We start from the raw sequence: 21,760 nt of genomic DNA on the forward strand, positions 1-21,760 counted from the left end.
TCCGCAACATGAAAAAGTCCTTACTTGTAAGTTCACTGTTTGCCCTGTTCAGTCTACCCCTCTGGGGCGCGGAGCAGACCGTCACGCTGGATGTGCCCGGTATGACCTGCGCCGCCTGCCCGATCACCGTAATGACTGCGCTCAAGCGGGTTGACGGTGTCAGGCAGGTCGATGTCAGCTTCGAGCAGCGCGAAGCCAGGGTCACCTTCGAGGACACGCAAACCTCCGTTACAGAGTTGACGGAGGCCACGGCCAATGCCGGTTATCCATCTACCCTCAAACAAAGCTCGGCAGATCAGAAGTAATGAGATTGTAGGGTAATTTTCGGATAGGAAACCGTCATGAGTGAAGCGCAAGCGATTCACATTGCTGTCATCGGTACCGGCGGTGCCGCCATGGCCGCGGCACTGAAAGCGACGGAACGCGGCGCCCGGGTAACCGTGATCGAGCGAGCCACCCTTGGTGGCACCTGCGTGAATACCGGTTGCGTGCCATCCAAGACGATGATCCGAGCGGCGAAGATCGCGCACTTGCGACGCCAAAGTCCCTTTGACGAGGGCATTGATGTCTGGGCGCCAACTGTGGATCGTGGCAAATTGCTGGAACAACAGCAGGGATTGGTGGAAGCACTGCGCGAGGCCAAGTATGCCAGTATTCTACGTGACAACCCGGCCATTACCCTGATCCAGGGAACAGCGCAATTCGTGACGGCCAATGCGCTCGACGTCACCACCACGGAGGGCGAAGTGCGGCGGATCAAATTTGATCGGGCATTTATCGGCACGGGTGCGCGGCCGGCGATCCCACCCATTGCGGGGTTGGCCGATACGCCGTACCTGACTTCCACCTCCGCCTTGTCGCTATCCATCATCCCAGAGCGCCTGCTGGTGATCGGGGGATCAGCGGTGGCATTGGAGCTTGCCCAGGCCTTTGCGCGGCTGGGCAGTCATGTAACCATCCTGGCGCGTAGCCGGTTGCTATCCCGTGACGATCCGGCTGTAGGCGATGTTATTCGGAAGGCCTTTGAGCAGGAAGGCATTCGGGTATTGCTGCGGACCCAGGCCAGCCGGGTCGATTACGCCGATGGAGAGTTCATACTGGATACCAATGCCGGGGAATTGCGAGCAGAGCAGTTGTTGATCGCCACCGGACGCACACCCAATACCGAACGGTTGGGTCTGGAACAGATTGGCGTGAAGACAGTGCGTGGCGCGATTCAGGTGGATGGGCGAATGCAAACCAACGTGCCAGGCATCTATGCGGCGGGCGATTGCACCGATCACCCCCAGTTCGTCTATGTGGCCGCCGCCGGGGGCAGCCGGGCCGGGGTCAACATGAGCGGCGGCGACGCTCTGCTTGACCTCAGCGCCATGCCGGCGGTGATTTTTACCGATCCGCAGGTGGCGACCGTTGGCTTGACGGAAGAACAGGCGACCACGCAGGGGTTGCAGGTCGATACTCGCGTGCTCAGTTTGGACAGCGTGCCGCGCGCCTTGGTGAATTTCGACACCCAAGGCTTTATCAAAATGGTGGCCGAACAGGATTCAGGCCGCTTGCTGGGAGTGCAGGCAGTTGCCGCCGAGGCTGGAGAACTGATCCAGACGGCAGTAATGGTGATGCGGGCCAATATGACCGTGCAGGAAATGGCTGAAGAGCTGTTTCCCTACCTGACCATGGTGGAAGGGCTCAAGCTCTGCGCCCAGACTTTTACCACGGATGTGACTCAATTGTCCTGTTGCGCCGGGTAAGGCTGCGTTCCCGGCTCAGTCGGCATTCCTGATCAGGCGCGGCAGCCAGCGCAGATATGCGACCATGCCGAACAACTCGACCAGGGATTGGAAGACGATGACAACGATGGCGGCACGCCAGGGCTCCGGCAGTGACAGCGCCAGCGGCAGCATGACGAAGGAGTTGCGGGTACCAAAGCTGAAGGTGAGGGTACGGCCGATAGTGGGCGTGAACCCGAATAGCTCACTGAGCCCCTTGCCGATAATGGCGGCGGCAATCAGGTAAAGCACAAAAACCACAAGCGCCGACCACAGCAGGGCGCCACTGTCGATCACCAGGCTGACCTGGGAGCCGGCAACCAGAAACACCACCAGTGCCAGCAACGGCACGGGCAGCCACCCAAGCCAGTCCACCAGTGTTTGCGCGCGCGGGTGCTTTTCCGTCAACTGTTCGGTTAACCAGGCCAGGATCAGTGGGGTGACAATCAATCCGAAGAAGGCTGGCAGCAAGTGGCTGCCGACCGCCAGCTCAATGGCGATATTGCCCATGAAAAGCCAGATATAAACGGGTAGCAAAATGAGCTGCACAATCAGCAGGATCGGCGCGGCCGCGATGGCCCGGGCACCGTCCCCACCACCGAGATGGGTATAACTGATAAACCAGTCCGTACAGGGCACCAGCAGTACCAGCAGCACGCCGAGACGAATAGCGGGATCATCCGGTAACAGCCACAACAGAAGACCAACGACCACCGGTATCAGGATAAAATTGCCCGTCAGCAAAGCGGCCAGAAAGCGGCGATCACGAAATGCCGACCTGAGATGTATCAGTGGTACCTGAGTGAAAGTGGTATACAGAAGAACACCTAGGGCCGGCCAAAGCAACACTTCCCAATGACGGGTCTGCTCTGGTGACATCCAGCCGATGGCCATGCCGACCAGGATGGCAACCAGATAAATCCAGACCTGATATCGCTCCAGTTGTTCGCGCATTTAAAGCTGTTCCTGCTGTTTTTCGAGGGCACGATAGTATCATTGGTGCGCAATGAGCTCCCGGGACACGCCCTAAGGGTTTCGGCAGACTCATCGAAAGGACTGAAATCTCTTTAGGCGGTGTCGGGAGAGATACGGTAAAATGGCCAGTGCCAGCATTTCACCTTTTTGCCGGCTAGTAGAGGGGAGGGTGTCCCTAAAGGGTTGTTGGTTTTTCCCCAGTTTGGCAGGTTCTGACCCTGTTGAGCGGGGTCACGGATGTAAGGTTAGTAGAACCTAAAGAAGCTGGTCAATTGCTCATGGACATACTGAGATATTTCGAGAGGGTAGAAAGCTATAGTCTTTAGCTTTGGTAATAGGTGTGGTGTAGCTTGAAATGTTTATTAGAAGGCATGCTTTAGATTTCTTCACATTACTCAGATTTGTATCCCAGTTGTATCCCAGAATTTCTATCTAGGTTGTGGGGTATAAAATAATCCGTTGCGTTTATGTAAGGGGGGGATGGTACCAGAGGCCGGACTCGAACCGGCACGCTTTTAAGGGCGGGGGATTTTGAATCCCCTGTGTCTACCAATTTCACCACTCTGGCACAGGGGCGCGATTATAGCAGCGGCCCTTGCAGAATCAATAGATGTACCCTTTTGGAAGCATGGGTTTGCTGGCCCTGTCAGGTGATTTCCTTTACCCTTGCGGCCTTTCACCGCACCACGATCAGAGATTATGCGCCGCGACCATTTTCACTACCATTTGCCCGATGAGCTGATAGCGCGTCAGCCTGCAGCGCAACGTCGCGGCAGCCGCTTGCTGGTGCTGGACGGGGAAAGTGGTGAGCTTTCTCATCGACAGTTCCCCGACCTCGCAGAACTGGTCAGGCCTGGTGACTTGATGGTGTTTAACAACACCCGGGTGATTCCGGCGCGTCTCTATGGCCATAAAGCCAGTGGTGGCAAAGTTGAAATGCTGGTGGAGCGCCTGGTGGATGAACGCAATGTGCTGGCACATCTGCGTGCCAGCAAGTCCCCGAAGCCAGGGACAACAATTCATTTCGAGGGTGATGTTGTTGCCGAAGTCACAGGTCGGGAAGGGGAGCTTTTCTGTCTGTATTTTCAGGGCGACCGGTCAGCGCTGGATATCCTGGAAACCCATGGTCATATGCCATTGCCGCCTTACATTGATCGCGCAGATGGCAAACTGGACCGTGAACGCTACCAGACAGTTTATGCAGAAAAACCCGGTGCGGTAGCGGCGCCGACAGCGGGTTTGCACTTTGATGAAGACCTGCTTGCTCAGTTGCGAGCCCTGGGTGTGGAAATCGCCCATGTCACTCTGCATGTGGGGGCCGGCACATTTCAGCCGGTGAGGGTGGATAATATCCTCGACCACCAGATGCACGCGGAAGTCATTGATGTGTCTGAAGAGGTCTGTCGGCAGGTGGTGGAAACCCAAGCCCGGGGTGGTCGGGTGATTGCAGTGGGCACTACCAGTGTGCGCTGCCTGGAAAGTGCTGCGGCAGCAGGGCAGATTGTGCCCATGAATAGCGAAACTGATATTTTCATTTACCCGGGATATCAATTCCGGGTCGTGGATGCGCTGATCACCAATTTTCACCTGCCAGAATCTACATTGCTGATGTTGGTCAGTGCCTTTTCAGGGTTTTCCCGCATCATGAGGGCTTATAAAGAAGCCGTTGCTGAGCGTTATCGTTTTTTCAGTTATGGGGACGCCATGTTCCTGACGTGTAACCCTAATGCCAGAGAGGATATGCCGTAATGAGTCGTGATTGTTTCATGTCGTTTGAGCTGGATATCAGTGATGGCAAGGCACGACGTGGCCGGATGCAATTTCCCCGGGGTGTGGTGGAAACACCGGCTTTTATGCCAGTCGGTACCTGTGGCACGGTGAAAGGTATGCTACCCCGGGATATCGGGGAAATCGGTGCACAGATCATTCTCGGCAACACCTTTCACTTGATGCTGCGACCCGGTACCCAGGTGGTGATGGAGCACGGAGATCTGCATGACTTTATGCAGTGGCCTGGCCCCATTCTTACCGACTCCGGTGGTTTTCAGGTTTTCAGCCTCGGCGATATCCGCAAGATTTCCGAGGAAGGAGTTTCCTTTCGCTCACCTATCGACGGTAGCCCGGTGTTTCTCGATCCGGAGTCATCGATCCGCGTCCAACATGAACTTGGCGCCGATGTGGTGATGATTTTTGATGAGTGCACGCCCTATCCAGCGACGCTAGAACAGGCCAAGTCCTCTATGGAGCTATCCCTGCGCTGGGCAAAACGCAGTAAGGATACCCATGGCGATAATCCCTCGGCGCTGTTCGGGATTGTTCAGGGTGGCATGTACGAAGCTCTGCGTGAGGAGTCCCTTAGAGGTCTGGAAGACATCGGTTTTGACGGCTATGCCATCGGTGGTTTGTCGGTAGGAGAGCCCAAGGAAGATATGATTCGTGTCCTCGATCACCTTCCACCAAAAATGCCCGCCGACAAACCCCGCTACCTGATGGGGGTGGGCAAGCCCCAGGATATTCTCGAGGCAGTGCGTCGCGGCATTGATATGTTTGATTGCGTGATGCCCACCCGCAATGCCCGTAATGGTCATTTGTTCACCAGTGGCGGGGTGGTGAAAATTCGCAACGCGGTTCACCGCCATGATACGGCCCCGCTCGACGTCAACTGTGACTGCTATACCTGCCAGAACTTCAGCCGGGCCTACCTGCATCATCTGGAAAAGTGTGGAGAGATTCTCGGCGCACAACTCAACACCATTCATAACCTGCGTTATTACCAGAACCTGATGTCGGATATCCGCCGTGCAATTGAGGAACAGCGCCTCGATGGGTTTGCCGAACAGTTTTACCGGGAGCAGGGCCTCACCCCGGCAACTTGAGTTACGTTGCTTCGTCCCCATATACCATCGGGTAACTTTTATTTCTGACGGGTTCGGCAAGCCCGTTCAATTCAGCCTATAATGGCCCGCTTTATCAACCGGGACACAACACAAGAACCGTGATATGAACCGTTACCCAATTTGGAAATACCTGCTGATAGTCTTTGTGATTACGCTGGGGGTTGTTTATGCACTCCCCAATCTTTACGTCCCCGATCCTGCAGTGCAGATCTCCGGCCAGAGCAGTGGCACGGTAATCGATGCTCCTGTGCTCGAGCGTGTTGAAGCGGCGCTCAAACAGGAGGGTATCGAGTACTTCGGTGGTGAAGTGAGCGGTGAAAATGGTCTTATTCGCCTTCGGGATGGAGAGCAACAATTGCTGGCCAAGCGTGTTATTCAGCGTGCCTTGGGTTCCGATTACATTGTTGCGTTAAATCTTGCTGCCACCACGCCAGACTGGCTGTCCTCGCTGGGAGCCAGCCCCATGAAGCTTGGCCTCGATCTCAGTGGTGGTGTTCATTTCCTGCTGGAAGTGAATACAGACGAAGCAATCGGCAAACGAATGGATACGGCCGTCCGTGAGGTGCGGGCGGCTATGCGTGAAGAAAAGCTGCGCTATGCAAGTGTCAAGCTGGAAGATGGAGCAACCATTGTCAGTAAATTCGATACTGAGGCAGAGCGTGATCAGGGCAGTGAAATCCTGCGTAAAAACTTTCGGGATTTGGGCAGACAGTTGAGTGAGGAGGATGGCCTCTTTGTGATTCGCTCAAGCATGTCCGAAGCGGCCGTCAGGGAAATTGAGGATTATGCACTCAACCAGAACCTGACCACGTTGCGTAATCGGGTGAATGAGCTAGGCGTATCGGAACCCATTGTTCAGCGCCAGGGCCGCAATCGCGTCGTGGTGGAGCTGCCCGGTGTGCAGGATACGGCAGAAGCAAAACGGATCATTGGTAAAACAGCTAATCTGGAATTTCGACTGGAAGCGGAACCGGGAAAAATCACCAACCGGGAAAAATTTGAATTCCGCGATCCCAACGCACGACCAAAGGATGCGTTCCTGGAACGTACCGTGGTCATTACTGGTGATCATGTTTCCAATGCCACATCCTCGTTTGATGAAAATGGTATGCCCCAGGTCAACATCAACCTGGACAGTGAGGGCGGTGCGCGCATGCATCGGGCCTCTCGCAAGAACATCGGCAAGCGTCTCGGGGTGTTGTTTATCGAGTACAAAACCCGGATGGACTACATCACCGATGAGAATGGTGAGCAGATTGCCATTCCGGAACGTTATGTCGAGAAGAAGATTATCAGTCTTGCCACCATTCGCAGTGCGCTGGGCGTGACTTTCCGCATTACCGGTCTTGATAACCCCCGTGAAGCTTCGGAATTGGCGCTGTTGCTCCGAGCGGGTGCACTGGCTGCGCCCATGTACTTTGTGGAGGAGCGCACCATCGGTCCGTCGCTGGGTGCCGAAAATATTGCGCTGGGTATCAAGTCGGTCACCATCGGTATGCTGGTGGTTCTCGGGTTTATGCTGGTCTACTACAAGATGTTTGGTCTCTTTGCCAACCTGGCACTGGGATTCAACCTGATCATTTTGGTGGCTGCCATGTCTATTCTGGGGGCGACCTTAACACTGCCGGGTATTGCCGGTATTGTGCTGACCGTCGGTATGGCGGTGGATGCCAACGTGCTGATCTTTTCGCGAATCAAGGAGGAGCTGGCCAACGGGATGCCGCCGCAGTCGGCCATTAATGCCGGTTATGACCGGGCCTTTGTTTCGATCCTTGATGCTAACCTGACAACGCTGATCGTGGCGGTGATTCTATATGCCATCGGCTCAGGTCCGGTTCAGGGTTTCGCGGTGACGCTGTCCATCGGTATTCTGTCTTCCATGTTTACGGCTATTCTGGGTACCCGCGCGCTGGTGAACCTGTTCTATGGTGATCGCACCATCAAACGAGTCTGGATTTAGGAGCTGGCCATGACAACCCAACGCATTTTCAATTTTATGGGTGGCCGCAAGTTGGCTGCCGCTTTTTCCATTGCCCTGTTGCTCTGCGCCATAGTCTCCCTGTCAGTCAAAGGGTTGGTGCTGGGATTGGATTTCACAGGGGGCTCTCAGGTAGAAGTTGGTTTCCCCCGAGCAGCAGACCTGAGCCTGGTTCGTCAACAGCTCACTGATAGCGGGTTTGAAAACCCGGTGGTTGTGTTTTTTGGTTCGGAAAGCGATGTGCTGATTCGCATGCAGGGAAAGCCCGACGAGGGCCTTGCGGAATCGGTAATGAAGTCGCTTGATCCGAATAATTCCGGCGAGCTTGAGCTGCGTCGTGTGGATTACGTTGGTCCGCAGGTTGGTGAAGAGTTGCGGGAAGACGGTGGCCTAGGAATGCTGGCTGCGCTGGCCGTGGTCATGCTGTATGTCGCGATTCGCTTCCAATACAAGTTTGCGCTGGGTGCAGTGGCTGCGTTGATTCATGATGTGATTATCACCCTGGGATTCTTCTCTATCACCGGTCTGGAAGTGGATCTGACCGTGCTTGCAGCGGTGCTGGCGGTGATCGGTTATTCCCTGAATGACACCATTGTGGTTGCCGACAGAATCCGGGAGAACATCCGCCTGTTGAGGGAAGAGGATCTGATCAGTGTGATCAATGAATCTCTAACCCAGACCCTGGGGCGTACCTTGATTACCTCGTTGACCACCATCTTTGTACTGGTGGCACTGTTTGTCTTCGGTGGTGAGTTGATCCACAACTTTTCAATCGCCCTGATTGTGGGTGTTGTCATTGGTACTTACTCGTCTATTTATGTGGCAGCCAACATGTTGTTGCTTCTGGGTATGAAACGTGAGGATCTGCTACCCCCGGAAAGAGAGGGTGCGGAATTCGACGAATTGCCTTGAGAAAGGCGACTTTAGGGCTGTCCGGGCCGCAGTTGCTTGATTCTGGCAGCTAAATTTTTTCTTGCTTGTTTCGGACAGCCGCTGTTAAAGTGGCCATTGCGGGCGTCTGATGCGTCCGTATTTATTACTGCCAATACAACAAGTTGGCAATCAAGTGTTTACGAGGATCATATGTCAGATTTAGTTACCGGTACCGTTAAGTGGTTCAATGAAGAAAAAGGATATGGCTTCCTGGCCCAGGAAGGTGGAAAGGATGTATTCGTGCATTTCAGTGCTATCAACGGTACTGGCCGTCGCACACTGTTTGAAGGCCAACAGGTTTCTTTTGAAGTGACCCAAGGCCAGAAAGGCCCTCAGGCTCAGAACGTAACCGTTATTGCGTAAGGCTTTAACAGTCGTGTTACACCCAAAAAATGCCAGCAAATGCTGGCATTTTTTGTTTTCTATTGCGTGAAATAACGCCCGACCTATTGGTCGACATGACGTTCACTTTTCTGCTGACGTGCTGAGAAGGCATTGCGGGGAAAGGTGAGGTCATCTTTTGGCCTAGCGCCAGTTATCCCAAGCTACCAGTACCAGTTCAGAGTACCAGGTTTTTCCATAGCTGCCGTTGTAGCGGGCGAGCGCCGGGGTGAGGTCGCCATCTTCCATATCCAGATAATATTTCAGAATCGTGCAGCCGTAGCGCAGATTGGTGTCTACGTGGATGAGGTTGTCTTCTTCGCGGCCTATTTCCCGTTTCCAGAACGGCATTACTTGCATCAGGCCTTGCGCCCCTGCGCGCGATACGGCGTAGGGATCAAAACGGCTTTCTATCTGGATAACGGCAAGAACAATTTCCGGTGAAAGCCCGGCTCGAGTTGCTGCCAGGTGGATTTTGCGAAGCAGTTCAAGCCGCTCGCGGCTGTCGGGGATAAATTTTTCCAGCTGACTCGATTTCGCCATCAACCAGACCTCGGCATCAAAGCGGTCTTCAAAACTGTCAGCTTGAGCGATTGTTGCCTTGAGCAAGGCCACCAGCTGCTGGTCGACTTCCTGCTCGGCCAGCGTGGCAAAAGGGGTGAACAAGATGGCTGTCAGCCACCCGATGATCAACCCTTTGCACAATTTTTTTCTCATTCGATGGTCTTTGTCAGGAACTCGATAATATCGTTCAGGCCAATCGTGCGGTTTTCGGTTTCGCGGCGGTGACGGTACTCGACTTCACCATTTTCGAGACCGCGATCACCAATCACTACCCGGTGAGGGATACCCACCAGTTCAACGTCCGCCAACATGGCACCCAAGCGGGCTTTTTCTTCATCCATAAATAGCACATCCAGACCGCGTTCCTGCAGTTGGGTGTAGAGTTTTTCGCAAGTTTCGCGAACCTGTTCAGATTTCTGGATGTTGATGGGGATTAGTGCCACCTGGAACGGAGCCAGGGCATCCGGCCAGATGATGCCATTTTCGTCGTGATTCTGTTCAATAGCTGAGGCAACAACGCGGCTCACACCGATGCCGTAACAGCCCATGATCATGACCTGTTCCCGGCCTTCCTCGTTCAGTACCTTGGCGTTCATCGCCTCGCTGTATTTAGTGCCCAGCTGGAAAATGTGGCCCACTTCGATACCGCGTTTGATTTCCAGCAGACCCTTGCCATCGGGGCTAGGATCTCCGGGTACCACATTGCGAATGTCGGCGACATCGTCAATCGGGCAGTCCCTCTCCCAGTTGACTCCTGTCAGGTGAACGCCGTCCCGGTTGGCGCCACAGACAAAGTCAGCCAGGTGAGCGGCACTATGATCAACAATGACTGGAATTTTCAGGCCGACAGGACCGATAGATCCGACTGAGCAACCCAGGTTTGCGCGAATCTGTTCCTCGCTGGCAAAGGTCAGCGGTGCAGCAATACCGTGTAACTTTTCCGCTTTGATGTCGTTGAGCTCGTGATCGCCGCGCACCACCAGGGCAACCAGTGGTGCTTCTTCGTCATCGCCTTGCACAATCAGAGTTTTAACCACGCTGGCAGCGGGTACATCGAGGAATGTACTGACCTGCTCAATGCTGTGTTGGCCGGGTGTGGCCACTTCCTGCATGGTTTCTGACGGGGAGGGACGGCTGCCCTCTGGCGCAATGGCTTCAGCCATTTCCACGTTGGCGGCGTAGTCGCTTTCGGTGGAGAAGGCGATGTCATCTTCCCCAGAAGCGGCCAGCACGTGGAACTCGTGGGAGTGACTGCCACCGATGCTGCCTGTATCGGCAAGCACGGGGCGGAAGTCCAGGCCCAGGCGGGTAAAGATCGCACTGTAGGCCTTGTGCATAATGTCATAAGTTTCCTGAAGGCTGGCCTGGTCGGTGTGGAAAGAATAGGCATCTTTCATCAGAAACTCGCGGGCGCGCATAATGCCGAAGCGGGGGCGGATTTCATCCCGAAATTTCGTTTGAATCTGGTAGAAGTTGGCCGGCAGCTGCTTGTAGCTACGGATCTGGTTGCGCACCAGGTCGGTAATCACTTCCTCATGGGTGGGGCCCAGGCAGAAAGGGCGGCTGTGACGGTCCTGCATTCTCAGCAGTTCCGGGCCGTATTGCTCCCAGCGTCCGGACTCCTGCCAGAGTTCCGCCGGTTGGGTGACCGGCATCAGTACTTCCTGAGCGCCGGCACGGTTCATTTCCTCCCGGACAATGGCTTCTACCTTGCGCAGGACTTTTAGGCCTAGCGGCAGCCAGCTGTAGAGGCCAGCAGCCAGTTTTCGGATCATCCCTGCTCGAATCATCAACTGGTGGCTGATGACCTCGGCGTCGGAGGGCGTTTCTTTCTGTGTGGCAATTAGATACTGGCTGGCTCGCATGTTCTATTCTTTATCTTGGAGGTTGCTGGAAAAGGCGCTATTTTACGGTGCAGCCCGCTTCGGGTACAGGATTAGAGGATGTCAAATGTTTGAACTTGATTCCCGGTTGGTCTCAGACACCGTGGTTGTGGGTGACTTTCCGTTGTGTCGTCTGTTGATGCACCGTGATGCCAACTATCCGTGGTTTATTCTGGTGCCGCGCCTTGAGGCGGTAACGGAAATCTATCACCTCTCAGAGGAGGATAGACAGCAGTTGATGCGCGAGTCCTGCCAGTTGGCAGAGGCGCTGGTGGACGTGTTCTCCCCAGATAAAATCAACATTGCCACTTTGGGGAATATGGTTCCGCAGCTTCACATGCACCATGTGGTGCGTTACAAAACCGACGGTGCCTGGCCAAATCCCATCTGGGGTGCACAGGCGCCAGCAACCTATACAGATGCGCAGCGGTGTCAGCGACTTGAGTCTATTTCCAATGTGCTGGAAGGCGAAGGATTTGTTGCGCTCGACGGCTAGTGCAGAGTGCTAGCAACCGGCTTCCATAAATAGTCGACCCCCCCAATTCTGATCGGATTCAATCTTCTAGCCCCGGTTTTACTGGGGTATAATGCGCCGCTTTTATCAGGGGCGTTTTGCCTGTTATAGATTGGTAGGTGTTTGTTATGCCGATTTACGGTTATTTGTGTCACTCCTGTGGTCATGAACTGGAAGTTCTGCAGAAAATCAGTGACAGTCCCTTAACGGAATGTCCGGCCTGTCATGAGCAGGCTCTGAAAAAACAGCTTTCCGCTGCCGGCTTTCGGCTCAGTGGGAGCGGCTGGTACGAAACCGACTTTAAAAAGGGCAACCGAAAAAATATCGCCGGCGAAAAATCCGGTGAAGGCAAGGCTGAGAAGCCTGCCAAAAGTTCGGGTACCTGCTCCGCGAATTAATTTTGACGTCAATGGCGGTCATGCCGGGTGTCCATCCCCGGTCTCATTGTTGAATACGGGATAAGAGAATGCGTACAAGTTATTGCGGTGTGCTTGGTTCAGAGCACATCGATCAGGAAGTGACACTCTGTGGTTGGGTTGACCGCCGACGGGATCACGGGGGTGTGATATTTGTCGACATGCGCGATCGCGAAGGCATTGTGCAGGTGGTATTTGATCCCGACTGCGGTGAACACTTTGCACAAGCCGACCGGGTGCGCAGCGAATATGTCTTGAAGGTGCGCGGCAAGGTTCGCGCGCGTACGCCCGAAACAGTTAATCCAGAAATGGCCACCGGCCAGATTGAAGTCTACGGACTGGAGCTGGAGATTCTCAACAGTTCCGACACACCGCCGTTTCCCCTCGATGAACACAACAGGGTCGGTGAAGACGTTCGCTTGCGCTATCGCTATCTCGACCTGCGTCGTCCGGAAATGCTCAACAATATGCGCTTCCGTTCGCGGGTTACCAACGTGATTCGCAATTTCCTCGATGAGCGCGGTTTTCTGGATATTGAAACCCCGATTCTGACCCGTGCTACACCCGAGGGCGCCCGCGATTACCTGGTGCCCAGCCGCACCCATGACGGCAAGTTTTTTGCGCTGCCGCAATCGCCACAGTTGTTCAAGCAGCTGTTGATGGTGTCCGGAATCGACCGTTACTACCAGATTGCCAAATGTTTTCGCGATGAAGATTTGCGTGCCGATCGCCAACCGGAATTTACCCAGGTGGATGTGGAGCTCTCCTTCACCACAGAAGAAGAGATCATGGCCATCAATGAAGAGATGGTTCACACCCTGTTTAAACAGGTGCTGGATGTGGATCTGGGCCAATTTCCGCGCATGACCCACAGTGAGGCGATGCTGCGTTACGGCAGTGACAAACCCGACCTGCGTATCCCGCTGGAACTGGTGGAAATCAAAGATCTGATGGCTGCGGTGGAGTTCAAGGTGTTCTCCGGTCCCGCCAACGATCCGAAAGGCCGCGTAACGGCGTTGAGAGTACCGGGTGGTAGTGAGATCAGCCGCAAGCAGATTGATGATTACACCAAGTATGTGAGCATTTACGGAGCACGTGGCCTGGCTTACATCAAGGTCAATGACAAAGATGACCTTGAAGAAGGTCTGCAGTCTCCGATTGTTAAATTCCTGCCCAATGAGGTTCGTGCGGCGATTCTGGAACGCACCGGCGCAGAAAATGGTGACCTGATCTTCTTTGGTGCCGATAACCGCCGGGTGGTCAGTGAGGCCCTGGGCGCATTGCGTTGCAAGCTGGGTGCCGACCTCAACCTGTACACCTGTGATTGGGCCCCGCTCTGGGTAGTGGATTTTCCCATGTTTGAAGAGGATGGCGAAGGTGGCTGGACTTCTCTGCACCACCCGTTTACCCGTCCTGCCTGTACGCCGGATGAGTTGAAATCCAATCCTGAAGGAGCGTTGTCCATTGCCTACGATATGGTGTTGAACGGCACCGAACTGGGTGGCGGTTCCATTCGTATTCACAATCCCGATATGCAGCGTGCCGTGTTTGAGGTGCTGGGAATCAGCGATGAGGAAGCGGATGAGAAGTTCGGGTTCCTGATCGATGCATTGCGATTTGGTTGTCCGCCCCACGGTGGCTTGGCCTTCGGACTGGATCGCCTGATCATGTTGATGACCGGCAGTCAGTCGATTCGCGACGTGATCGCTTTCCCGAAAACCCAAACCGCGGCTTGTCTGCTGACCGACGCTCCCGGCAATGTCGATACCAAGCAGTTGCGGGAACTGAACATACGATTGCGTGAGAAAAAACCTCAGGAAGAGGGCTAACACCGGCCCTTGTCTTAAAAAATAATGACAACGGGTGACAGGACACCCGATGCAGTATGAAGTGGAGGTATTTTTATGGCCGGTCACAGTAAATGGGCCAACATAAAACACCGCAAGGCAGCCCAGGATGCCAAGCGGGGCAAGATTTTCACCAAGCTGATCCGCGAGCTTGTGGTGGCGGCCAAAAGTGGTGGCGGTAGCCCGGAAGATAATCCGCGCCTGCGAGCGGCCATTGATAAGGCGCTTGGCAACAATATGAAGCGCGACACTATCGATAAGGCCATTGCCAGAGGTGCCGGTGCTGACGACGCCGATAATTATGAAGAGGTCACCTACGAAGGTTATGGCGTGGGTGGTATTGCCGTGTTGGTCGAATGCATGACTGACAATCGCAACCGGACCGTGTCTGATGTGCGTCATGCGTTTTCAAAACGCGGGGGCAATCTGGGCACCGATGGTTCGGTCGCCTACCTGTTTAATCGCACAGGCCAGATCAGCTATCCCCCGGGGTCTGACGAAGATCAGATTATGGAGGCGGCACTGGAAGCCGGTGCCGAAGATGTGGTCACCAATGAAGACGGCTCAGTGGATGTGTTGACCGCCTGGGAAGACTTTTCCACGGTTAAAGAATCATTGACGGCTGCCGGTCTGGAGCCGGAGCAGGCCGAGGTCACCATGTTGGCGACAACCACCGTTGCGCTGGATAAAGAAGCGGCAGAAAAGCTGCTGGCATTGGTGGACCACCTGGAAGACTTGGATGATGTGCAGAATGTCTATACCAACGCGGATATTCCCGATGAGGTGATGGCAGAACTCGGCTGAACGGCCGGTAAATGTGGGTGGTTTCAATGCCACCTGATTGATCACAGAGCGAGTAATCAGAGGAGAAAAACGATGAAAGTGCTGAAGAAAACTGCGGAGTACACCGTATATCAAAAGCGTTCAGGCCGTTATGCCGTGGTGGATGCTGATAAAAACACTGTCAATGGCGATGAAAAAGTTGCCATACTGATTGCCGAAGGCTTCGTTACACAGGCTGCGCCGAAGGTAGAAGAAGCACCTGCCGAAGAAGCACCTGCCGAAGAAGCACCTGCCGAAGAAGCACCTGCCGAAGAAGCACCTGCCGGAGAAGCACCTGCCGGAGAAGCACCTGCCGCAGAAGATGAAGAACCCAAAGCTGAGTAACGTTTTGCGGTTTGATCGGGCGGCCCCAGTGGCCGCCTTTTTTATTTTTGGCGGGGCAAGTGGCTGATCAGGGCTTGTAATTTTGCATCAGTAGGATACTGTAGCAATATACAGTATGTTGGTGGAGTGGCATGACCCTGATACTCGGCATTGACCCCGGTTCCCGAAAGACCGGTTTTGGCATCATTAACGCCGTTGGTGCAAAAGCTGAATACATCACCAGCGGTATTATCCGTTTGCCCGAAGGCGCCCTTCCCGAGCGGCTGAAAATTATCTTTGACAGTCTGAGTACCCTGATTTCCGAATATCGCCCTATCACCATGGCCGTGGAAGATATTTTTCTGGCCCGAGATCCCAGAGCTGCGTTAAAACTGGGTCAGGCACGGGGTGCCGCCATAGCCGCTGGCACCAATGCTGGCTTGAGTGTGGCCGAGTATGCTGCTCGTCTGGTCAAGAAGTCGGTTGTGGGCACAGGAGCGGCCAACAAGTCGCAGGTGCAGTTTATGGTGACACGTCTGCTCAAACTGTCTGCCGCGCCAGCCGAGGATGCTGCCGATGCCCTGGCGGTTGCCCTCTGTCATGCCAGAACGCTGGGCACAGCCTCCGGGTTATCCAGAGGGATTCAGTATTCCCGGGGTCGTATCAAGTCCATGCCTGGAGTAGGCGGTGAGCAGGGGAGTCCGGTCAAATGATCGGCCGTATCAGCGGTGTGTTGCTGGAGCGTCAGGCACAGGAGTTGCTCATTGATGTGCAGGGTGTCGGCTATGAGGTTCAGGTTTCCCTGACGACGTTTTTTGACTTGCCCCCACAGGGTGAAACCGTGGTGCTGCATACGCACCTGGTAGTGCGCGAAGATGCCCATCAGCTCTTCGGGTTTGGTGAGCAGAGTGAGCGAGAATTGTTTCGACACCTGATCAAGGTCAGCGGTGTGGGGCCAAAGCTGGCACTGGCCATTCTTTCCGGCATGACTGCCAGCGAGTTTGTAAAAGGCGTTCAGAATAACGATGTGGCGGGTCTGGTTAGATTGCCTGGCGTCGGCAAGAAAACCGCTGAGCGATTGATTGTTGAAATGCGTGATCGCCTGCAAAGTTTTGCCACGAAAGATATGCCGGTTGCCTCTACCGCAACACTTGCACAGCCGCCCGACGCGGTTCTTGAAGCGGAGAGTGCCCTGACTTCCCTTGGCTATAAACCGCAGGAAGCATCGCGCATGGTCGCTGCTGTAGCCACGGAAGGGCAAAGTAGTCAGGAATTGATTCGTCTGGCACTAAAAAGCATGGTTAAAAGCTAAGCCCAGCAAGATATACTGGCCGCTATGATCGAAACAGACCGTCTGATTTCCCCCGAAGCTTCCGTTCAGGAAGATCGTTTCGACCGCGCTATTCGTCCCTTGAGCCTTGCCGATTATGTCGGCCAGCAGGCTGTGCGCGACCAGCTCGAAATCTTCATCGGTGCTGCCCGTAATCGCGGCGAACCTCTGGATCATACCCTGGTGTTTGGTCCTCCAGGGCTGGGCAAAACAACCCTGGCACATATCATTGCCAATGAACTCGGTGTTGCCCTGAAAACCACATCGGGGCCGGTGCTGGAACGTGCCGGAGACCTGGTGGCGTTGATGACCAATCTGGAACCGGGGGATGTGCTGTTTATTGATGAAATTCACCGCCTCAGCCCGGTGGTGGAAGAAGTGATCTACCCTGCCATGGAAGATTACCAGCTGGATATCATGATTGGTGAAGGTCCGGCGGCCCGTTCTATCAAGCTCGACCTGCCACCCTTTACCCTGGTCGGAGCGACCACCCGGGCGGGTCTGTTGACCTCTCCACTGCGGGATCGTTTTGGCATTGTGCAGCGGCTCGAGTTCTATTCGGTGGAGGAGTTGAGCCAGATTGTTTACCGCTCGGCGGGAATTCTCGGTGTCAGCCTGGACAAGCCGGGTGCCGCTGAAATTGCGCGCCGTTCACGGGGTACGCCGCGTATTGCGAATCGCCTGTTGCGGCGGGTCAGGGATTTTGCAGAAATGAAAGCGGACGGCAACATCACTGCTGATGTGGCAGACCAGGCTCTGAACATGCTGAATGTCGATGGCAAAGGGTTTGATCATATGGACCGCCGCCTGTTGTTGGCCATCATGGAAAAGTTCGCCGGTGGGCCGGTGGGTGTCGATAGCATCGCAGCGGCAATCAGTGAAGAGCGGGATACCATCGAGGATGTTCTGGAACCCTATTTGATACAGCAGGGTTACATCACCAGAACGCCCCGTGGCCGCATGGTGACGGCTCTTGCTTACGAACATTTTGGACTTCAGAGCCCGGATAATTTGCCCCGGCAATTGGATTTAACGGATAAATGACCAAAGAATATTGTCTACCCATTCGCGTCTACGTGGAAGATACCGACGCGGGTGGCATTGTCTACTACGCCAACTACCTGAAATACCTGGAACGTGCCCGTACCGAACTGATGCGGACCCTCGGGTATGACAAGCCGGCTTTGTTCGATGGAATGCAGTTCGTGGTGCATTCCGTGGAATTGAAATATCGTGTTCCGGCGGTGCTAGACGACCAAATCATTGCCACTGCGCGGCTGGTGGGCGTGACAAGAACATCCTTTACCATCGCCCAGACGGTAAAGCGTGACGAGCAAATTTTAGTGGAAGGGACCGTGCGGGCAGCCTGTATTGATCACGACAGCAAACGCCCGGTAGCCATTCCTGAAGACATGATGCAGACCCTCAAATCTGCACTCTGATAACCTGACGGGAGTAACCGGTGAACGATCATTTATCCCTTTGGAGTCTGATAGCCAATGCCACTCTGCTGGTGCAGTTTGTCATGTTGCTGTTGTTCTTCGCTTCAATCGTCTCGTGGGTCATGATTGTCCAGCGCGGCCTGTATTTGAGAAATGCCGCCCACACTCTGCGCAAGTTCGAGGATAACTTCTGGTCCGGTATCGACCTTAACCAGCTCTACCATGACTGCGGCGCGCAGGGCTCGGTGGAAGGGCTGTCCAGTGTGTTCCGCGCAGGCTTCCGTGAATTTAACCGGCTGGCACAACAGAAGAGCCACGTCGATCCCGATACCGTCATGGAGGGCACCGAGCGTTCCATGCGCGTGGCCCTGTCACGGGAAGAAGAGCGCCTCAATCGCAATTTGCCCTTTCTGGCCAGCGTGGCTTCCGTGAGCCCCTACATCGGCCTGTTTGGTACAGTCTGGGGCATCATGAATGCGTTTCGTGGCTTGGCCACGGTGCAGCAGGCAACCCTGGCAACTGTTGCTCCGGGTATTTCCGAAGCGTTGATTGCTACGGCGATGGGGCTGTTTGCCGCGATTCCCGCGGTGTTGGCCTATAACCGTTACTCGGCGTCGGCAGACAGTATTTACAGCAGCTACGAAACCTTTGCCGAAGAATTTTCCAGTATTCTCCACCGCCGCATTCACGGTGATTGAATATGAAAAGTCCCCGGCAAAAACGCCGCCTGGTTGCAGAAATTAATGTGGTGCCTTACATCGATGTGATGCTGGTACTGCTGATTGTCTTCATGGTCACCGCACCGCTGCTGATGCAGGGAGTTAAGGTGGAGTTGCCCCAAGCGCCCTCCGCCCCTCTGGAAGATAAAGACCTGGAGCCGCTGATCGTCTCCGTCAAAGCAGACGGCACTTATTACCTGGATCTGGGCAATGGCCAGAATGAGCAACAATCCCTGGATGTGATTGTCGACAAGGTCAAAAAGGTGATGGGTGTGCAGCCCAAGACACCGGTACTGGTCTGGGGGGATAAAGCCGTGGATTACGGCACGGTGGTGCAACTCATGAGCCAGCTGCAGGGAGCCGGGGCACCTTCGGTCGGGTTGGTGACAGAGCCGCCTGGAAGAAACTGACCACTGTGTTTTCGGGCAAAGTCTCCACATATACAGTCGCCATTCTGGTCAGCCTGCTGTTGCATGCTGGCGTGGTGATGCTCATGGTCTGGCATTGGGAGTCGGAACATATACAGCGCAAAGTGGCGCCGCCCAAGTATGTGCAGGCTAAGTTGATGACGTTGCAGCAAAAGGCCAAGCCGCAGCCTAAGCCTGTCGCCAAGCCCAAACCGAAGCCCAAGCCGGTAGCGAAACCTGCGCCAAAACCGAAACCCAAGCCGGCACCAAAACCGGCACCGAAACCAGCGCCGAAGCCCAAGCCAGTGCCGAAACCGGAACCCAAGCCGGCACCAAAACCGGAGCCGGATAAAAAGCAGTTGCAACAGCAACTGGCCAGCGCGCTGGCAGAGGAAGAAGAGTTTCTGGCCGCATCGAATGAAGAAGAGATTGCGGCCAGTTACCATGACTATATTTTTGAACGTATTGCGGCAAACTGGAGCCGACCACCGAGCGCCCGTCGAGAGATGGAGGTTGAGTTGCTGGTACAACTGGTGCCCACCGGCCAGGTCATCAGCGTCAGTGTGGTACGTTCCAGTGGCAATTCCGCGTTTGACCGCTCTGCCGAGCAGGCGGTACATAAAGTGGGCCGTTTTGAGAAGTTGAAAGAAATAGAGAATCCCAGGGTGTTCGACAAGTATTTTCGTCGGTTGACGCTGGTATTCAGACCAGATGATTTGAGGTTATAACCTGTGAGCAAAAAATTAGGGTTGGTTCTTTCCCTTACATTGACCACGCTGTTTTGGCTGACACCGGCTGCGGCTGAGTTCACCATTGAGATCACCCAGGGGGTGGATAACCCCACGCGTATTGCTATTCCTCCGATCACCCAGTCTGGGCGTGCATTGCCGGAGGATGTCAGCAACATTGTCTCCAATGACCTGCAGCGCAGCGGTCTCTTCAGCCCGATTCCGCGCCAGAATATGCTGTCATTTCCCGCCACTATTAAAGAGGTGTATTACCGGGATTGGCGCATACTCGGGAGCGAGTATCTGGTGGTGGGACAGGTGGTTGAAAACGCTGGTCGCTACAGGATTACCTTTAGCCTGGTTGAAATCACTGGCGGGCGCACGGTCTTTACCAAAGTGGTGGATGGAGGATCGACGCAGTTCAGGGACATGGCCCACTACATCAGCGATCAGGTGTATGAGGCCATCACCGGAATACCCGGCGCTTTTTCGACCCGGGTCGCTTATGTCACGGCCTATCCCAAGAACGGCAGCATGAATTTCCGCCTGATGGTGTCAGATGCAGACGGCCACAGGGAGCGTATGTTGCTGGAATCCCGCCAGCCGATCATGTCTCCTGCCTGGTCCCCGGATGCCAGTGAACTGGTTTATGTGTCATTTGAAACCGGCAGACCGGCCATTTTCAGGCAGCGCCTGGCCACCGGCGCCCGCGAACAGCTCACTAACTTCAAAGGGCTGAATGGAGCACCTTCATGGTCCCCGGATGGCCGCAAGCTGGCTCTGGTCCTTTCCAAAGACGGAAATCCGGAAATTTACACTTTTGATTTGACTACTCGCCAGTTCAGCAGAGTAACCAGTCACTTCGCCATTGATACCGAACCAAACTGGACGCCGGACGGAAAATCGCTGATTTTTACGTCGGATAGGGGGGGCACACCACAAATTTACAAACTGGCCATTGCAAGTGGACGGGTAGAACGCTTAACCTTTGCGGGGTCGTACAACGCCAGACCAAGACTTGCTCCTGATGGGCGTACTTTGGTCATGGTACACCGCGATAATGGTAACTTTCATATCGCAACACAGGATCTGGTTACGGGCGACCTGCGAGTTTTAACACAAACGTATCTGGATGAGTCCCCAACCGTTGCCCCTAATGGTGCTATGCTTTTGTATGCCACCAAACAAGGCGACAAGGGAGTACTGGCGGCTGTTTCACTGGATGCGGGTGTGAAATTTTTATTGCCAGCGAGGTTCGGAGATGTCCGAGAACCTGCCTGGTCACCCAAATAAACAAGCTTGTTTTTAGTTACAGGAGATTACAATGAAGACACAACTGCTCAAATATGGCGCGATCATCTCTTTTATGGCAGCGCTGTTGTCGGGCTGTTCTACCACTGGTAGCGATGAAGACGCTTCTGCATCTACCACCATGCCGAGCCAATCCGTTACCACTGGTACAGTTAGCACACAGGACGTAAGTGGCACTACCTTGGGCACAGACAGTGCAGTAGCTCGTGTATTCTACTTCGAGTTCGATAAGGCAGTATTAAATGCCGAATCGCGCGCTGCATTGCGTCTGCACGCCGAGTGGCTGAAAGCCCACCCAGCGGTCAATATTCGTCTGGAAGGCCATGCGGACGAGCGCGGAACCCGCGAGTACAACATGGCACTGGGTGAACGTCGTGCTAACTCTGTTCGTGATTTCCTGATCCAGGAAGGTGTGAACGCAGCAGTGATGGAAGTGATCAGCTACGGTGAAGAAAGCCCGGCTGCTATGGGCAGCAACGAAGCTTCATGGGCGCTGAACCGTCGTGTTGAAATGAAGTAATAA

The 21,760-nt window shown here is 54.6% G+C and carries 24 protein-coding genes and 1 tRNA gene; 21 read left to right on the forward strand and 4 right to left on the reverse strand.

The features are described from left to right. The first annotated feature begins 8 nt into the window (after positions 1-8). Together merP and merA are read left to right on the forward strand one after the other, a co-directional pair. On the forward strand, positions 9-305 hold the full coding sequence (merP, locus tag Q8A57_RS06080) for a mercury resistance system periplasmic binding protein MerP (RefSeq protein WP_022960221.1): 297 nt from the start codon (positions 9-11) through the stop codon (positions 303-305). Between the two features lie 36 nt (positions 306-341). Further along, positions 342-1,748, forward strand: coding sequence for a mercury(II) reductase (merA, locus tag Q8A57_RS06085; protein WP_022960222.1), 1,407 nt, complete (start codon positions 342-344; stop codon positions 1,746-1,748). Between the two features lie 15 nt (positions 1,749-1,763). Here the strand turns inward: merA and Q8A57_RS06090 are convergent, their stop codons facing one another. Both Q8A57_RS06090 and Q8A57_RS06095 read right to left on the reverse strand, forming a co-directional pair. Next, on the reverse strand, positions 1,764-2,720 hold the full coding sequence (locus Q8A57_RS06090; RefSeq protein ID WP_305170082.1) for an arsenic resistance protein: 957 nt from the start codon (positions 2,718-2,720) through the stop codon (positions 1,764-1,766). Positions 2,721-3,222: 502 nt separating this feature from the next. Then, positions 3,223-3,309 (reverse strand) — tRNA-Leu (locus Q8A57_RS06095). A gap of 131 nt (positions 3,310-3,440) precedes the next feature. Here Q8A57_RS06095 and queA point away from each other — a divergent pair. From queA to Q8A57_RS06120, 5 genes are all read left to right on the forward strand, one after another. Beyond that, entirely contained in the window at positions 3,441-4,490 is a 1,050-nt protein-coding gene (gene queA / locus Q8A57_RS06100; RefSeq protein WP_305170083.1) for a tRNA preQ1(34) S-adenosylmethionine ribosyltransferase-isomerase QueA, read from the forward strand. A 17-nt stretch (positions 4,491-4,507) separates the two neighbouring features. Then, the gene (gene tgt, locus Q8A57_RS06105; protein ID WP_439651648.1) at positions 4,508-5,617 is read left to right on the forward strand and encodes a tRNA guanosine(34) transglycosylase Tgt; all 1,110 of its coding nucleotides are present in this window, start codon (positions 4,508-4,510) and stop codon (positions 5,615-5,617) included. 124 nt (positions 5,618-5,741) lie between these two features. Next, positions 5,742-7,598 (forward strand): protein translocase subunit SecD, encoded by a 1,857-nt coding sequence (gene secD / locus Q8A57_RS06110; RefSeq protein WP_305170085.1) that lies wholly within the window; start codon positions 5,742-5,744, stop codon positions 7,596-7,598. 9 nt (positions 7,599-7,607) lie between these two features. Beyond that, a complete protein-coding gene (secF, locus tag Q8A57_RS06115; protein WP_305170086.1) occupies positions 7,608-8,528 on the forward strand; it encodes a protein translocase subunit SecF in 921 nt (306 codons plus the stop codon). Between the two features lie 171 nt (positions 8,529-8,699). Then, positions 8,700-8,912 carry a cold-shock protein gene (locus Q8A57_RS06120; protein ID WP_305170088.1) on the forward strand — a complete coding sequence of 71 codons (213 nt, stop codon included), beginning with the start codon at positions 8,700-8,702 and terminating at the stop codon, positions 8,910-8,912. A gap of 162 nt (positions 8,913-9,074) precedes the next feature. Here the strand turns inward: Q8A57_RS06120 and Q8A57_RS06125 are convergent, their stop codons facing one another. Both Q8A57_RS06125 and Q8A57_RS06130 read right to left on the reverse strand, forming a co-directional pair. Then, positions 9,075-9,647, reverse strand: a complete 573-nt coding sequence (locus tag Q8A57_RS06125; RefSeq protein ID WP_305170089.1) for a lytic transglycosylase domain-containing protein — start codon at positions 9,645-9,647, stop codon at positions 9,075-9,077. Continuing rightward, entirely contained in the window at positions 9,644-11,359 is a 1,716-nt protein-coding gene (locus Q8A57_RS06130) for a proline--tRNA ligase (RefSeq protein WP_305170090.1), read from the reverse strand. Before Q8A57_RS06130 ends, Q8A57_RS06125 begins: the two co-directional genes overlap by 4 nt. A gap of 85 nt (positions 11,360-11,444) precedes the next feature. Here Q8A57_RS06130 and Q8A57_RS06135 point away from each other — a divergent pair, with 85 nt between their 5' ends. From Q8A57_RS06135 to pal, 14 genes are all read left to right on the forward strand, one after another. After that, on the forward strand, positions 11,445-11,873 hold the full coding sequence (locus Q8A57_RS06135; RefSeq protein WP_305170091.1) for an HIT family protein: 429 nt from the start codon (positions 11,445-11,447) through the stop codon (positions 11,871-11,873). Between the two features lie 146 nt (positions 11,874-12,019). Continuing rightward, the gene (locus Q8A57_RS06140; RefSeq protein ID WP_305170092.1) at positions 12,020-12,289 is read left to right on the forward strand and encodes an FmdB family zinc ribbon protein; all 270 of its coding nucleotides are present in this window, start codon (positions 12,020-12,022) and stop codon (positions 12,287-12,289) included. A 68-nt stretch (positions 12,290-12,357) separates the two neighbouring features. Further along, positions 12,358-14,136, forward strand: coding sequence for an aspartate--tRNA ligase (gene aspS / locus Q8A57_RS06145; protein WP_305170094.1), 1,779 nt, complete (start codon positions 12,358-12,360; stop codon positions 14,134-14,136). Between the two features lie 75 nt (positions 14,137-14,211). Continuing rightward, on the forward strand, positions 14,212-14,958 hold the full coding sequence (locus Q8A57_RS06150; protein ID WP_305170095.1) for a YebC/PmpR family DNA-binding transcriptional regulator: 747 nt from the start codon (positions 14,212-14,214) through the stop codon (positions 14,956-14,958). A gap of 72 nt (positions 14,959-15,030) precedes the next feature. Next, complete coding sequence (locus Q8A57_RS06155) at positions 15,031-15,321, forward strand: hypothetical protein (protein ID WP_305170096.1); 291 nt, start codon at positions 15,031-15,033, stop codon at positions 15,319-15,321. Between the two features lie 131 nt (positions 15,322-15,452). Then, a complete protein-coding gene (gene ruvC / locus Q8A57_RS06160) occupies positions 15,453-16,013 on the forward strand; it encodes a crossover junction endodeoxyribonuclease RuvC (RefSeq protein WP_305170098.1) in 561 nt (186 codons plus the stop codon). After that, positions 16,010-16,612, forward strand: a complete 603-nt coding sequence (ruvA, locus tag Q8A57_RS06165; protein ID WP_305170099.1) for a Holliday junction branch migration protein RuvA — start codon at positions 16,010-16,012, stop codon at positions 16,610-16,612. Before ruvC ends, ruvA begins: the two co-directional genes overlap by 4 nt. A 24-nt stretch (positions 16,613-16,636) precedes the next feature. Further along, the gene (gene ruvB / locus Q8A57_RS06170; RefSeq protein ID WP_305170100.1) at positions 16,637-17,674 is read left to right on the forward strand and encodes a Holliday junction branch migration DNA helicase RuvB; all 1,038 of its coding nucleotides are present in this window, start codon (positions 16,637-16,639) and stop codon (positions 17,672-17,674) included. Continuing rightward, positions 17,671-18,072 carry a tol-pal system-associated acyl-CoA thioesterase gene (gene ybgC, locus Q8A57_RS06175; RefSeq protein ID WP_305170101.1) on the forward strand — a complete coding sequence of 134 codons (402 nt, stop codon included), beginning with the start codon at positions 17,671-17,673 and terminating at the stop codon, positions 18,070-18,072. The genes ruvB and ybgC overlap by 4 nt, the downstream gene beginning before the upstream one ends. Before the next feature lie 20 nt (positions 18,073-18,092). Next, positions 18,093-18,770 (forward strand): protein TolQ, encoded by a 678-nt coding sequence (gene tolQ, locus Q8A57_RS06180; RefSeq protein WP_305170102.1) that lies wholly within the window; start codon positions 18,093-18,095, stop codon positions 18,768-18,770. Positions 18,771-18,772: 2 nt separating this feature from the next. Then, positions 18,773-19,201 carry a protein TolR gene (gene tolR / locus Q8A57_RS06185; protein WP_305170103.1) on the forward strand — a complete coding sequence of 143 codons (429 nt, stop codon included), beginning with the start codon at positions 18,773-18,775 and terminating at the stop codon, positions 19,199-19,201. 5 nt (positions 19,202-19,206) lie between these two features. Next, a complete protein-coding gene (locus tag Q8A57_RS06190; protein WP_305170104.1) occupies positions 19,207-19,926 on the forward strand; it encodes a TonB family protein in 720 nt (239 codons plus the stop codon). Between the two features lie 3 nt (positions 19,927-19,929). After that, on the forward strand, positions 19,930-21,219 hold the full coding sequence (tolB, locus tag Q8A57_RS06195) for a Tol-Pal system beta propeller repeat protein TolB (protein ID WP_439651645.1): 1,290 nt from the start codon (positions 19,930-19,932) through the stop codon (positions 21,217-21,219). Between the two features lie 31 nt (positions 21,220-21,250). Then, positions 21,251-21,757, forward strand: coding sequence for a peptidoglycan-associated lipoprotein Pal (pal, locus tag Q8A57_RS06200; RefSeq protein WP_305170105.1), 507 nt, complete (start codon positions 21,251-21,253; stop codon positions 21,755-21,757). Positions 21,758-21,760 lie beyond the last annotated feature (3 nt).

It is taken from the genome of Porticoccus litoralis (genome assembly GCF_030676955.1).
Taxonomy (GTDB): Bacteria; Pseudomonadota; Gammaproteobacteria; order Pseudomonadales; family Porticoccaceae; genus Porticoccus; species Porticoccus litoralis.